Origin of the sequence: Peptacetobacter hiranonis (assembly GCF_008151785.1) — a bacterium.
GTDB lineage: Bacteria > Bacillota > Clostridia > Peptostreptococcales > Peptostreptococcaceae > Peptacetobacter > Peptacetobacter hiranonis.
Window position 1 is genome coordinate 592792 of the sequence record NZ_CP036523.1, and the last position, 14565, is coordinate 607356.

Sequence of the window (14565 nt, forward strand, 5' to 3'; positions counted from 1 at the left end):
GATGATACAATTAATCAAGAGAAGAAGTGTTTTGACGCTGGGACATAGGGGATATAAGTTTGGTGAAGGAGGTTAGGGAAAAGTTTGTGTTAGCGAAATTTATATTTTAGATGGAGTGTGTGTTTTATTTTTTTGAAAAAATTCTGAAATTTTGTTGTTTTTTTCTTGTATTTGGTTTTGTTTAATGTATACTATAAATAAATTGTTTTTTAGTTATGTTTTAGGTATACAAGAATTTTGGGTACAAGGTTTTTGATTGATGAAAAAAAGTATTAATAAAGCACGTGTTAATGAGGTATGTGCTTATTTGAAATGTATTTTGAGATAGAGGGGTGAGATTTTTGAGAGATTTTTCATTTTTAGAGGGTGTTATGAAGCATCATAGAGAGGTTTTGCACGAGGTTGCAGAGCTTGGTAGAGAGGAGTTTAAGACTTCTGAGTATATTAGAAGTTATTTAGATAAATTGGGTGTTGAGTATGACGAGTGGCTTGGTACTGGTACTGCTGGGATTATTCGAGGTAAGGATGCAAAGAGAACTATAGCTTTTAGAGCGGATATCGACGGTCTTATGACGGAGTGTGGTGTGCAGCATCTTTGTGGACACGATGGACACACTTCAATTCTTTTAGGTCTTGTTGAGTATGTTAATGCTAATAAGGAGAAGTTAAACGATAATTTTGTGTTTATTTTCCAGCCTGCAGAGGAAGGTCCTGGAGGTGCCGAGGCTCTTGTTAATGAAGGGATTTTTAAATATTATGGAGTTGACCAAATTTATGGACTTCATATTTATCCAGAAATTCCTGAAGGAAAAGTTGGTATTAGGGAAGGATATTTCCTTTCTCAGATTGGTGATTTTGAGATAGATATTTACGGAAAGAGCAGCCATGGAGGTTCTGCTCCAGAAGCGGGGATAGATGCGATTACAATTTATGCGTCTTTAGTTAGCAGTATGCAGACTATTGTTTCGAGAAATATTAGTCCAATAGACAATGCAGTTGTTAGTATTGGGAAGGTTGAAGGTGGTTCAAGAAGAAATATTATCGCTGAACACGTTCATCTTGAGGGGACTATTAGATGCTTTAAACCAGAAGTTTATTCAAAGATTAAGGAGAGATTTTATGAAATTGCGGACGGTTTTTCAAAGGCATTTAATTGCGAGATTAAGGTAACTATTAGAGATGATTATCATCCTGTAAACAATAATTCTGAGCTTTGTCAGGAGTTTATTGAGGCTGTTGGAGATGACAAGGTTAAGATTTTGGATCCTTTGATGATTGCAGATGATTTTTCATATTATCGGGAAGAAGTACCAGGAATTTTCTTTATGCTAGGTGCAAGAAACGAGGAAAAAGGATTTGTAAATGGGCTTCATAATTTGAGATTTAACTTTGATGAAAAGATATGTGTAAATGCTTTAGATGCCTATGTTTCAATGCTTGAGTACAAAGGCTCAATGGATAAATAGATTTTAGAAAAGATTGTGTAAAGACGTTTGGTGGTGAGATTATGGAAGAAAAAAATTGCGTATGTAATGGAGAATGTTTAGATAAAGTAATGTATTTAAAGGACAGTGTGTACGATTATAGAAAGAATTTGCACTGTATTGCTGAGGAAGGAAGAGTTGAGTTTAAGACTTATGATTATATAAAATCTGTTTTAGATGGACTTGGTTTAGAGAGTAAGAAATGGCTAGAAACAGGGCTTGCAGGAATTATAAAAGGTAAAGATGCACAAAAGACTGTTGCATTTAGAGCAGATATCGACGGACTTATGTCTAAGGATGGAACTGTTAAGCACCTTTGTGGACATGACGGTCATATGTCTATACTTTTAGGGCTTATCAAGTATGTAAACGATAATAAAGATAAGTTAAAGGATAACTTTGTGTTTATATTCCAGCCTGCAGAGGAAGGGCCTGGTGGATCTGAAGATATGGTGAAAGACGGAATTATAGAGTATTACGGAATTGATGAGATATACGGACTTCATGTAAATCCGTTGCTTGATGAAGGGGTGATTGGAATTAAAAAAGGTTCTATGATGGCGGGGACAATAGATTTTGAGATAAATATTGTGTCTAAGAGTGCACATGGTGCAATGCCTCAAAATGGTATCGACGGAATTGTGATTTCTGCTGAGGTAATTAACTCACTTCAAACTATTATCTCGAGAAATGTTAGTCCAATAGATAGTGCAGTTATCACAGTCGGAAAGATAAGAGGGGGCGCAAGAAGAAATATCGTTGCTGAAAATGTGTCTTTAGAGGGGACTGTGAGATATGCAAAAGATGAGGTTTACGCAAATGTGCTTGATAGGATGAAGAAGATTTGCGAATTTACCGCAGCTAAGTACGATTGTAAGATTGATATGAGTGTTTGTAATGAGTGTCGGGCTGTGATAAATGACGATAATTTGTATCAAGAGTTTAAAGACGCTTTTAAAGGGGATAATGTTGTAGAGCTTGATTTCCAGATGGGTGCAGAGGATTTTGCATTCTTCCAGAGAGCAGTGCCAGGATTTTTCTTTAATATAGGTACGAGAAATGAGGAGAGAGGGTTCACTGCGGGACTTCACAATGAGCAGTTTGACTTCGATGAAAAGATAATTTTAAATGGGGTTGAAGTGTATAGAAAATTAATGGAATATAAAAATATGTTCTTATAGAAAAGAGGGTATAGCCAAAAGTACTCCAGGCTTCAGCGCCACGCACTTTTATGTAACACATTTAAAGGTTCGTGGCGCTTGCAGTATTGTCGTGTTTTTTGGCTATTACCCTCTTTTTTATGAAGGAATGTGTTTTATATTACATTAAATTTGTATAAGTGAGTGTGGAGTATGTGGCGCTTATAGTATTTTTTATGATATAATATACTTTATGCTATTATGGTTAGAAATGTTGAGTTTGAGGTATATACTATGTATGAGTGTGGATATTTATTGTGCAGATGTTTATATTTCAAGTTTTGATATTTTGAACAATATGGTTTTAATATGTTTTAGTTTTAGAAAAATATTATGATGTTGGGAGATTTGAGATGGATCAGTATAGAGATTTTGCATTTATATACGACGAGCTTATGGACGATGTCGATTATGATAGATGGGTTGAATATATAGAAGAGATTATCAAGAGTGAAGGTGCTGAGGTGCAGAATATTCTTGAGTTAGCTTGTGGTACAGGGAATCTGACTATACCGCTAACTAAGAAGGGATACGATATAGCTGGGATAGATATTTCTGCGGAAATGCTTGAGGTTGCTATGGAAAAGGCAGAAGAGGAAGGTGTGCAGCTTGTTCTTTTACAGCAGGATATTGCTGAGCTTGATTTTGATGTGCCAAATCTTGATTGCATACTTTGCGCTTGTGATGGGTTCAATTATTTAACTTATGATGATGATTTAGAGTATGTATTTTCTAAGGCTCATGAGCTTTTAAAAGAGGATGGGATATTTATATTTGACATTAGTTCATACTATAAATTATCTAAGGTGCTTGGAAATAATACTTTTGCTGAGAAGAGAGAAGATGTCGTGTATATGTGGCAGAACTATTTCGATCCAGAAGAGGATTTAGTCGAAATGGAACTTACATTCTTCGTGAAAAACGAGGACGGAACTTTTGACAGATTTGATGAAGTTCACCAGCAGAGAGCTTACGAAACAGAGGATATATTAGAAAAATTAGCAGATGCAGGATTTAGAGATATCAAGGCTTATGGAGATTTTGCATTTGAAAAACCTAAGAAAGATTCAGAGAGAGTATTCTTTGTAGGTAGAAAATAATTGTTAAGCGAAAATAAGATTTAGAAGAAAAATAATTTTAGAAGAATAATTTTTAGAAATTTGTATATATGAAAGGAAGAATTTTAATGAAAGATTATGTAATAAGAGCTACTTCTCAGAATGGAGAAGTTAGAGCATTTGTTGCAACTACAAGAAATTTAGTTGAAGAAGCGAGAAAATCTCACGGAACTACAAAGGTTGCAACTGCAGCACTTGGAAGAACTTTAACAGCTACATCAATGATGGGGCTTATGATGAAAAATAAAGGTGACGAGTTAACATCTATAATAAAAGGTGACGGGCCAATAGGAACAATACTTGCAACTTCTGATGCACAGGGATTTGTTAGAGGATATGTTGCTAATCCTGATGTTCAGGTTGAAAATTATCCAAACGGAAAATTAAACGTAGCAGGGGCAGTAGGTACAGAAGGGACTTTAAAAGTAATAAAAGATTTAGGACTTAGAGAGCCAGTGAATGGATTATGTCCGATAGTTTCTGGAGAAATAGCAGCAGATTTTACATACTATTTCACAGTTTCTGAACAGACTCCATCAGCTGTTTCACTAGGTGTTTACACAACTCACTATGAAGTTGAACATGCTGGAGGATTTATCGTGCAGCTTATGCCAGATGCGACAGAAGCTACAATTTGTCAGCTTGAGGAAAATGTAGGTAAGATAAAATCTATCACAGAGATGTACAGAGAAGGATTAACTCCTGAGGATGTGCTTAATTTAGTGCTTGAAGGTTTAGATCCTGTAATTCTTGACAAGGTTGAGGTAGGATTTAGATGTGTTTGCTCTAAGGATAGAGTTAAGAAGGCATTTATCGCAATGGGTAAAAAGGCACTTGCTGAGATTATCGAGGAAGATCACCAGGCAGAAGTTACTTGCCAGTTCTGTAATAAGAAGTATCATTATGATGAAGATGAATTAATGGAAATTTTAAAAGAGATGTAGTATAGGGAAAGAGAAGGAAGTATCAATCGCTCCAGGCAATCAAGTTGCATTGTCGCTGATTGATATCTTCCTTCTCTTTTTTGTGCAGTTTGTGATTTGGTTTGAGATTTTTTATTAGATTTTAATAAAGATTTATAAATATTTGGTGTATAAAGGATATAATAAATGTGTTGGCTAATAAGACGTTAATTAATATGAAGTATGTTAGAGAGATAATGGAGTTTTCAAAAATTACTAGTATTTCAACAAATGATGTACTTAGGATATTTTATCATTCTGATTTGTATTTTCTGTTGAAAAATGGTATATCAGATATTTATTGTATGTCTGATAATTGGTTAGCAGAAGAGCTAAAGGAAGAATGTGAAAATAAAAATATGAGTAAATATGTAGGCGCTCGAGTAAGTTTGGGTGTCTTTTTTTATGATATTTTTTGAAAAATAAGTTTTTAAATGAAAATAAAAAATATTTAAAAAATTATGTGTATATGCTATAATTTTTAATATAAATATTACTAATATTGTCAAATGGAGTTTATGTTAAGGGTAAGCATAGAGGGAATGCGTTCTTTTTAAGAGGGTGTTTTTTCTATGCTTTTATTTATATATCAAAGAATTATAGGTTGAAATTTTGGAGGTGTTGGTATGAATAAGAAGAAGTCAAAAGCATTGGCATTTTTATTAGCAGCTTCTTTATTAGTTCCATCTGTGAATGGAATAGTGGGTGCTGCAGAACTAGATAATGTGAAATCTACGGATAAAGTGGTAGCATCTCAGGAAGTTGCAAATCCAGATGGAAGTGATACGAGCACTCAAGATCCACTTACTCAGAATGTAGCTAAGATAGGGGATAAAGAATATGCGACTTTAAAAGAAGCTATAAATAATGCAGGTGAAGGAGCTACAATAACGTTATTGGGTAATGTAACAGAGGATATTACTGTAAATAAAAATATTACTATAGATGGTCAAAATAAATATACAATAACAGGTTTAACTACTCTAAAAAACGGAACATTACAAAATATAACTATACAGCCTAATGATAATAATGCGAATGGAAGCGTTTTGGTTATAGGAAATACAGATCAAACTAATATTAAAATGGAGAGAGTTACTGTAAATTATTCAGTAACAAAAAGAGCTGGAAATTCTGGTTGTACACTTTCTGGCAATAATGCAACAATAACGATAAAAAAATGTTTATTTACGAATAATCCGAATAATGCAGGTATCACAATAAAGGCACCAGAATGGTCATTTGGTTTATCTATGGGTTCTCAGGGCGAAAAAGGAAGCTTTAATTTTATAAATAATGAATTTAATGGTGCTTTTAGAACTATGTTACCAAGTATAAATGGAAAAGTAACAATAGATAATAATGTATTTGTAAATACTGTTCAAAGTGTATCTCCAGGAACTGCAGATGGGGCAAAGGAAGAGTCAACATGTATAACAACATCTGAAAAAGCACAAAAGGATAATATTACTATAACTAATAATATTTTTGATAATGCAGGGGCATTTTTCTTCCAAACTACTGCAAATATTTTAGAAAATACATTTAAAGGAGAAAAATTCCCTCATTATATACAGGCAAGAGGTATTATAGAAGAAGATTTAGATTTAAAAAATAATAAATTTGAAATGGGAAATAACGCTGTTTGTTCTATGGATACTAAAAGTGCTGAAATATTATTACCAGTTGGAGAAATGGCATATAATTACTGGGCTTGGGATAGTTTAGAAGAATTTACTGATCCAACTAAAGCGAATCTTATCAATTACAAGTATAGTTTTGAAAATGATAAGAAAAGAGTACATTATCCTACTTCAGAAAAGGCTTTAAAAGCATTTGTAAATCCCAATCCTAATGCACCAATTATAGGAGTAAGAGATAATGAAAAAGTAGTTATATCAGAGAATATAACAATTGGAGCGGAAACATCAATAAATATACCAAAAGATAAAAATATTACTATTGAAGTTCCAAAAGGAAAAACTCTAACATTAAACTCAGCAGGTGCTATTGATGTAACAGGTAGCCTAACTATATCAGGCGATGGAGAAGTAGAGATAGCTAAATCTGGTGAAGTTAGCGTAAACAAAGATGCAACTTTAAATATAACAACTAATGTTGACAACAAAGGAACAATAGATAACAATGGCGCTATAAACAACGGTGGAAGAATCTCAAATTCAGGAAAATTAACAAATAATAGCCAAATAAATAACTCAGGTAAAATCTCAAATTCAGGGGAAATAGTGAGTGAATCAGGGAAAAAAGGAGAAATATCAAATAGTGGTACTATAGCAACTCAAGAAGGTGGCAGTATTGAAAGAAATGACATTAATAAAGAGGGTAATGGTACAACTGTATCTCCAAATGAATATAAACCAGTAGAGATTAAAGAAGCTTATAAAACTTCAAATTCAATTACTATGTCAGTGGATGATTTGGGTAAATTTAATAAATTAGGCGAAGTAGAATTTACAATAGTAGAAGGTTCAGTTACAGAATCAAGAGGAGGAATTTGGGTAAGAGCTATAGATGGCAAGGTTACATTTGATGGATTAAATCCAAATACAAAATACACAGTATTTGCAAGATATAAAGGATTAGGAAATACAGAAGTAAAGATGGAAGTTAGTACGTTATCACCATCTACAGGTGGTGGTGGAGTAGTAGCCCCAACATATACTCACGAAGAAATAATAGGAACAGATAGATACGAAACAGCAGCAAAAATAGCTGACAAACTAGAATCATACGATAACGTAGTACTAGTAAACGCAGAATCATCAATGTCTGATGGACTATCAGCTTCTGGACTTGCAGGAAAAGAAAACGGAGCAATCCTACTAACTAAAAAAGACTCTATACCTAAAGCAACAATGGACAGAATCAAAAAAGTGAAAAAAGTTTACATAATCGGTGGAGAAGCAGCAATAAGCCAGAAAGTATCTGATGAGATAACTAAAAACGTTCCAAATGTAAAAGTTGAAAGACTTGGTGGAAAAGACAGAGTTGAAACATCAGAAATAGTTGCTAAAAAACTTGGAAACTACTCAGATGCATTTGTAGTTAATGGATTCAAAGGTGAAGCAGATGCGATGTCAGCTTCAGCAATAGCAGCTAAAAAAGGTGCTCCAATACTATTAACTAACGGAAAAACTTCAACTCACGCTAAAAAATCTGGTGTAGAATACTATGTAATCGGTGGAAACTCTGTAGTTGATAAATCAATAGCTGATAAATACAATGCAGAGGTTCTAGCTGGAAAAGACAGATACGCAACAAACAAAGAAGTTATAAATGAATTCTACTCAGGATCAGACAAAGTTTACATAGCAAATGGAGATAAATTAGTTGACGCATTAACAGCATCTCCTCTAGCTAAAAAAGACGGTATAGTTCTTGTAAATGAAAAATCTGATAAGAGCATATTAAAAGGAAAAAATACAGTTCAGGTTGGTGGAATGGACTTCAAAATAGAATTTGAAAAATAGAAAACTAAAAATTAAATAAAAAATAAATCCCTCATCAAAAATAGGTGAGGGATTTTTATATATATTATTATCTTTTACAAATAATTATGGAACAAGAATAAGTTCACAAGTACATTCCTGGAATTTTTCTTGCATAATTTCATTTACCTCTGATACTGCACTTGATAAACTAGCAACTTCTAAACTAGTAGCTTCAATTCTGAAATAAACCGCGATCCACAAGTGACGTCCTGTTTTTGTAATATCAAAAAATACAGGGTTGAAGTTGTATTCATCTAAAATAGGGTTGCAAATTGCTTTCACTTCATCCATATAAACCTTATTTGGCGAGAATAAAAATACGTCTTTAACAGCTCTCCACAAGACTTTTATACTTTCTGGCAGCATGAATACCATAACAACTACGGCTACAATCTGGTCAAAGTATGGAGATATGAAGCCAAGTGGCGTTTTTTTCAGATATAAAGACACTAAAAAAGCAAGCGCCATACCCATACTGTACACTATATCTAGCTTCCAACCGAGCAACTCTGCCTCAATTGTAGGTGAAGATAGGTTGCGATTTAATCTTTTCATAATAAGGAAAATTATAATACTCGCTACTCCAAGACAACATTGGAATATTGAAACCTGTGCATTATTTACAATATTTCCGCCTGATAAAGCAGAATCTAATACTTCTGCAGATACACCCATAGTTACGGATAGCATCATAACACTTTTGATTATGACAAATATCGACTCTACCTGAAAATACCCATATGGATGCTTTTCAGATACAGGTTTATGGAATAATGGGGTTAAAAATAGGAGCAATGCGATAAACACAAGCTCTGATGCGTCGTATACGGCATCTGTAAGTGCTGATTGAGAGTGGCTGTAAATAGCAAAAATAAACTCTGCAATAGCAAATAAAAGTCCCGATAAAAAGGACAACATTAAAATCTGTTTTTCTTTTCTTTCAGTTATCATTGTACACCTCTTTGAATTTATATTACTTCATTTCATCAAAAATTCTACACAATCAAACTATCATCTCATTTCTAAAAGGTATGGCAAGTATTATACTAAAAGAAAAGCCAGTTGTATAGTATAAATATATTTAATATTTGTTAAGTATTATTTTCTATTTTTTTATAAATATTTCACCATGAAATGCACATCAGTATATGTTCCATCAGCGTATTTCATATTATTTGGTAAAGTCCCTACCTTTTCAAACCCTAACTTCTCATAAAGAGAAATAGCATTTCTATTATTTGCAGCAACCTCAAGTTCAACCTGTTCAATTCCGTTCTCTTTAGCTATTTTACAAACTTCTTCAATCATAATTTTTCCAATACCAAGTCCTGTATATTCAAGATACAAAACAATTCCAAGACTTGTCCTATGTTTTAGTCTTCTCGCATGATTACCCATAAGGGAGCAGTTTCCAACATGTTTTCCGTCTAGCATACCGATAAGCAGCAAATCTGAATCGGAGTCGTTATTTTCTTTTATATATTTCTTTTCATCATCTATTGTAAAAGTGATCTCGTCTGGCTCTTGAATTAAAAAAGGTGTTTCTGCGTAGACTTGCTTTAAATATTTTAAAAGCATCTCAGCTTCATCTTCCTCTGCATTTCTAAGAACCAACTTGCGTCCGTTTAAATCAAATTCTTTTGGTTTAACTCTCATATAATCACCTCTATTAAAAAATTAAATTAACTACAATTATAATTTTTATATATTATTTTTAAATTTGTATTTACCTTTTCCATGACCGGAAACAGATTTAATAATACCAACATCTAATAAATTTGAAAGTAATCTAGAGCTAGCTGATGGTTTAAGACCTAGTAAATCCATAACCATAGATCTTCCAAATATTTCATCATATCCAAATCTATCAAATAATAATTGAATATGATTTAATGTTTTAGTAGAAAAGCTATCTATTTTTCTACTAAAGACATATTTGATATTATTTTCTATGTTATCAATATAAGTTTTTTTGTTTTTAATATCCATTTCTTTATTTTCAATATACGAATTTATAGATTGATTGTACAATTCTGCTTCTTTAATGTACGAATTTTCATCTTTAAAATTCAAATTATCATCCCAAAGTCCACTAATATGCATACTTCTATTATGTAGTTCATTTTTTTCATTTAAAAGAAGATTTCTCAAAAATATCTCCAAGTATTTAGTTGTTTCATGAACATTATTCTGTATATTTGTATAATTTGCACGAACAAGAGAATTTCTAAAATACCATGAATTCTCGGCAAATATATCATTTGTCACAGAAAAACCAAGAGTTCTCAAATACTTAATGAAAAACACAGCAGTTGTTCTAGTATTGCCCTCTCCAAATATGTGAATTTGCCATAACCTAGAAACAAAAACAGCAAGATGATGAATAGTTTCATCCATAGAAAGCCCTTTATAGCTGAAGTTTCTTTCTTGCTCAAAATCATACTCTAAGGTAGCTTTTAATTCTGACGCAGTACCATATGTCACACTAGCCCCATCTAATACCCACTCTTTTTTTGTAATATTATAATCTCTTATCTTTCCAGCATATTTATATAAACCATTAAACAGTTTTCTGTGGATTGATATATACTCTGCAGGAGAGAAAGAAAATGCTGTTTCAGAAAGTAATTCTGCTATGCGAGCAGATACTTTATCAGCTTCCTCGGTACGTTCTTCATCAACTGAGTGGTCGGTTTTTTCTTCATAATATGAATCTATTAAATTTTGAGCTTCTTTTATGGAAATTTTCCCCTCAATATTATCTATAGCTTTATCTATTAAATATTTTGATGTTTTAAGTCCATCCACAGCTTGAAGACCAATGGCGGTGCTCCATGCATAACCTTTGATAGCTTTAGAAGGCTCGGATGCTTTTATATATTCTTTAAATGGATCTGTCTTCATAATAACTACCTCTTCTTAAAATAATTGTATCTAATATAATAATACTACATAATTACACATATTATACGAGAAAAATAGATGCAAAATAAAATACCAAGCGATAAATTAAGACACTATATAGCTATACAAAAAAGGAAGTGGCTCACCACTTCCTACTTAATTCTATTTACTAAATATTGCCGAATAGAGAATGGTATGACCTAGTGCAATTCAACGACAATCTACAGACGCTTTCTTCTTTGTTATCGAACAAAGTTCGGATAAAAGAAAGCGTCGAAGCCTGTAGTGAATGTACTAGTCATACCTTCTCCTTCAAATTATTCCCAGTTGCGTACTGCCTTAGAGTAGTATGTTATCAACCGAGGTTTAGATAAAGAATTAATCTCAACCTCACCCTTAGGCATCTCATCCTTACCAAACTCAAACAGCGCATCTAAATTACTCTCATCCAAAAACCTAGTATCGACATCTATCTCAAAACTATCATCTAACTTCTTCTTAGAAGCTAGATTAAATCCCCAATCTCCAAAAGATGGAACCTGAAGATGGTATGGCTTAACATAAAACCCTTCGCTTTCCAGAGTATCATTAATACACCAAAAAGCATTAGCAGCATAATATGGACTAGTAGATTGAACTGTCATAATACCATCATCTGTAAGAGAATTGCTGCAAAGTCTATAAAAAACATTAGTATAAAGTTTATTTAAAGACTCATTATTTGGATCTGGCAAATCGACGATAATAACGTCAAATTTCTTATCTGTATTTTTTAGAAACTGATAAGCATCTTGATTAACGATAGTTAGCCTATTGCTGTTTAACGAATTTTTATTAAGTTCTTTTATTTGCTTATTTTCCCTACAAAGATTTACCATATCTTTGTCTAAATCAACAAGGGTAATACTTGGTTCTTTATATTTCAAAATTTCTCTAACAGCAAGGCCATCGCCACCACCCAAAATAAGAACATTATCTCTATTCTTTGCCTCAGACATTGGAACATGGACAAGAGCCTCGTGATATCTATATTCATCTGCTGAACTAAACTGTATATTTCCGTCTATAAACAGTCTTAAATCATCTTTGTGTTTAGTCATTACGATATGCTGATACTTTGTATGTTTTGAAAATATAACCCTATCTCTATATAAACCGTCCTCGACACGACTAGAAATATTATCTGAAAATAACATTCCAAGAAGCATAACAACAAATAAAATTACGACAGATATTCTATACACCTTTGGATTTATTAGCCTATCTGAATACTTAAAAATAATTAGAGTTGCGGCCAATGTGTTCATACAACCTATCAAAAATGATGTTGCAAAATATCCTAGATGTGGAAGCAGTATAATTGGAAAAGCTATTGATCCAACAAGTCCACCTATATAGTCAAAACTAAATATAGATGAAAGAGTAACCCTAAGATTTTCATTATCGTCTTCAATAATTCTAGTAAGTATTGGAATTTCTGCACCGACAAATGTACCTATCACTATTATCTCTATATACATAACAATCTGATAGGTTTCTAAATATAAATTTGCGTAGAATAGGATTAAAGCAGAAGTACCACCGACTATTGCTACACCGATTTCTATAAATACAAACCAATTAAAAAGATTGTTTTTCATATATTTAGAAATATAAGATCCAAGTCCCATTGCACACATATACAATCCAATTGTTATAGAGTATTGAAGAGTTGTGTCACCTATTAAATAAGAACTTACGGCACTTATTATAAGCTCATAGCATATTGAACATCCTGAAATAATAAGTGTCGTAAGCATTAAAAGTCTATATTTTTTCATCAATTAATCTCCTATTAACTGATAACACCGCTGATTACTAGTGCAAGTCCGATAAAGATACCGAACATCATAAGACCTGCAGCTACATTTCCGTTTCCAATTTCTTCGTTTAGGTTGTAGCGTTTATTAAATAGACTAACAACTACATATCCTAGCATTAAAAATGCTACACCTAAAACAAAGTAAAGAGAAGTATTTAATATGCCAGATGCTAAAGTTTCGCTGACAGCTTCTGCAGATGGTGACATAATTGCTGTGCGAAGAATAAGACCTATAGCTATAAATGAACCAGCGCTAAGCCAGCCAACAGCTTGATTTCCCTTTTTAATTTCTGTAGGAAAATGACAAGGAACTACTAAATCTAAAAGGAAGTTGCCAAGCATCATAAATACTATTCCAAGTATCGAATATATTGCAATATTAGTGATTTCTGTTAAAAAAGCCATATTTTTAATCTCCTTTTTAAAAAATTATTTTCCGCTACTCAATCCACCACCAGAAGATGTTCTTGAGTTTACACTGTTTCTTTTTATACTATCTGAGTATGAATCGTATTGATCAAACATATCTGTATCCAATCTTTCTCCATTGTAGTTTTCATAAGGAGAATGATGTCTTCTGTACCTTCTAGCATCTCCTAAATATGCAGCAGAGTAGTAGTATCTTCTGTAATAACTATGGGTATGTGCAGATGAGTGATAAGGTTCTTTATCTGAAGTATAGGCGTATTTTCTATTTGAAATCTGTACAAGAACCTCATTTGATACAGATATATATACCATGCAGTATTCATCTTCAGTTAGGATTGCAATGCTTTCACTTCCTGGAGTTTTGTCTTCTTCTACATCTAAAACATTGCCATCAACAGATTCAATAATAGTCATTACTGTATCTTCCTTAGAAAGTGATGATTCGTACACATCTGCCTTTTCTCCATCATTTCCTGTAATTGAGGTAACATAAGTGAATTGGTTAGATTTTTTTAAGAATTTTGCAATAGACTTTCCTCCAACCATATTTCCTATAAAGCCTATAGCAAATACAAGTAGCATAGCTATTCCTATTACAAAGAAAGGATTGATTCTCTTTTTACCATTTCTAGAAGAAGCAGAGGGATTATATGAATTTGTTGAAAAGTTGCTTGCATCTGATGTATTTGCAAAACAGATTTCATTTTTATCTAGGTAATAACCTCTAGAAAATTCTTTTATATCGTCCCATTGCTCAACAGATATAATATTTTCTTCTGTTCTATCCTCGTATTCACAAAATGATGCACTATCACCAACGACAACATCTACATCTCCAGAAACACTTACAACTTCCCGTATTCCTTTATCTACTTGATGATACCCGTCTAGTGAAAGTTCCCCAGCAGTCCAAGAAATAGAGTATTCTCTATACTTATCATCTATACTCAGCCACCGCTCACCAGGTCCAAATCTTTCAAGAAGTCTATACTCAAACCAGGTACAGTTATCCGAATAATTTCTAAACTGGATTTTTCCAAGAACCTCGTAGATTACTTCATCTACCTTTAAAAATTGACCGACATTATATTCCACA

General features: G+C 32.9%; 11 protein-coding genes. 5 read left to right on the forward strand and 6 right to left on the reverse strand.

Annotated features, from left to right (window positions below):
* Positions 1 to 341: 341 nt before the first annotated feature.
* The 5 genes from KGNDJEFE_RS02990 (at position 342) to KGNDJEFE_RS03015 (ending at position 8254) form a co-directional block, all read left to right on the forward strand.
* A complete protein-coding gene (locus tag KGNDJEFE_RS02990; protein WP_040410356.1) occupies positions 342 to 1466 on the forward strand; it encodes an amidohydrolase in 1125 nt (374 codons plus the stop codon).
* A 41-nt stretch (positions 1467 to 1507) separates the two neighbouring features.
* On the forward strand, positions 1508 to 2665 hold the full coding sequence (locus tag KGNDJEFE_RS02995) for a M20 metallopeptidase family protein (protein ID WP_006439734.1): 1158 nt from the start codon (positions 1508 to 1510) through the stop codon (positions 2663 to 2665).
* A gap of 371 nt (positions 2666 to 3036) precedes the next feature.
* A complete protein-coding gene (locus KGNDJEFE_RS03000) occupies positions 3037 to 3783 on the forward strand; it encodes a class I SAM-dependent DNA methyltransferase (protein WP_006439736.1) in 747 nt (248 codons plus the stop codon).
* Between the two features lie 86 nt (positions 3784 to 3869).
* Positions 3870 to 4745: an Hsp33 family molecular chaperone HslO gene (hslO, locus tag KGNDJEFE_RS03005; protein ID WP_040410357.1), complete on the forward strand. Its 876-nt coding sequence runs from the start codon at positions 3870 to 3872 to the stop codon at positions 4743 to 4745.
* 644 nt (positions 4746 to 5389) lie between these two features.
* Positions 5390 to 8254: a cell wall-binding repeat-containing protein gene (locus KGNDJEFE_RS03015; protein WP_006439739.1), complete on the forward strand. Its 2865-nt coding sequence runs from the start codon at positions 5390 to 5392 to the stop codon at positions 8252 to 8254.
* 84 nt (positions 8255 to 8338) lie between these two features.
* Here KGNDJEFE_RS03015 and KGNDJEFE_RS03020 read toward each other — a convergent pair whose 3' ends face one another.
* The 6 genes from KGNDJEFE_RS03020 to KGNDJEFE_RS03045 all read right to left on the reverse strand — a co-directional run bounded on the left by KGNDJEFE_RS03020 (position 8339) and on the right by KGNDJEFE_RS03045 (position 14564).
* Entirely contained in the window at positions 8339 to 9226 is an 888-nt protein-coding gene (locus tag KGNDJEFE_RS03020; protein ID WP_006439740.1) for a cation efflux transmembrane domain-containing protein, read from the reverse strand.
* Between the two features lie 162 nt (positions 9227 to 9388).
* Complete coding sequence (locus KGNDJEFE_RS03025; RefSeq protein WP_006439741.1) at positions 9389 to 9931, reverse strand: GNAT family N-acetyltransferase; 543 nt, start codon at positions 9929 to 9931, stop codon at positions 9389 to 9391.
* Between the two features lie 45 nt (positions 9932 to 9976).
* Entirely contained in the window at positions 9977 to 11179 is a 1203-nt protein-coding gene (locus KGNDJEFE_RS03030) for a Fic family protein (protein ID WP_006439742.1), read from the reverse strand.
* A 317-nt stretch (positions 11180 to 11496) separates the two neighbouring features.
* Complete coding sequence (locus KGNDJEFE_RS03035) at positions 11497 to 12999, reverse strand: polyamine aminopropyltransferase (protein ID WP_006439743.1); 1503 nt, start codon at positions 12997 to 12999, stop codon at positions 11497 to 11499.
* 14 nt (positions 13000 to 13013) lie between these two features.
* Positions 13014 to 13445: a DUF350 domain-containing protein gene (locus tag KGNDJEFE_RS03040; RefSeq protein ID WP_006439744.1), complete on the reverse strand. Its 432-nt coding sequence runs from the start codon at positions 13443 to 13445 to the stop codon at positions 13014 to 13016.
* 24 nt (positions 13446 to 13469) lie between these two features.
* Entirely contained in the window at positions 13470 to 14564 is a 1095-nt protein-coding gene (locus KGNDJEFE_RS03045) for a DUF4178 domain-containing protein (protein WP_050754647.1), read from the reverse strand.
* Between the last annotated feature and the right edge of the window lies 1 nt (position 14565).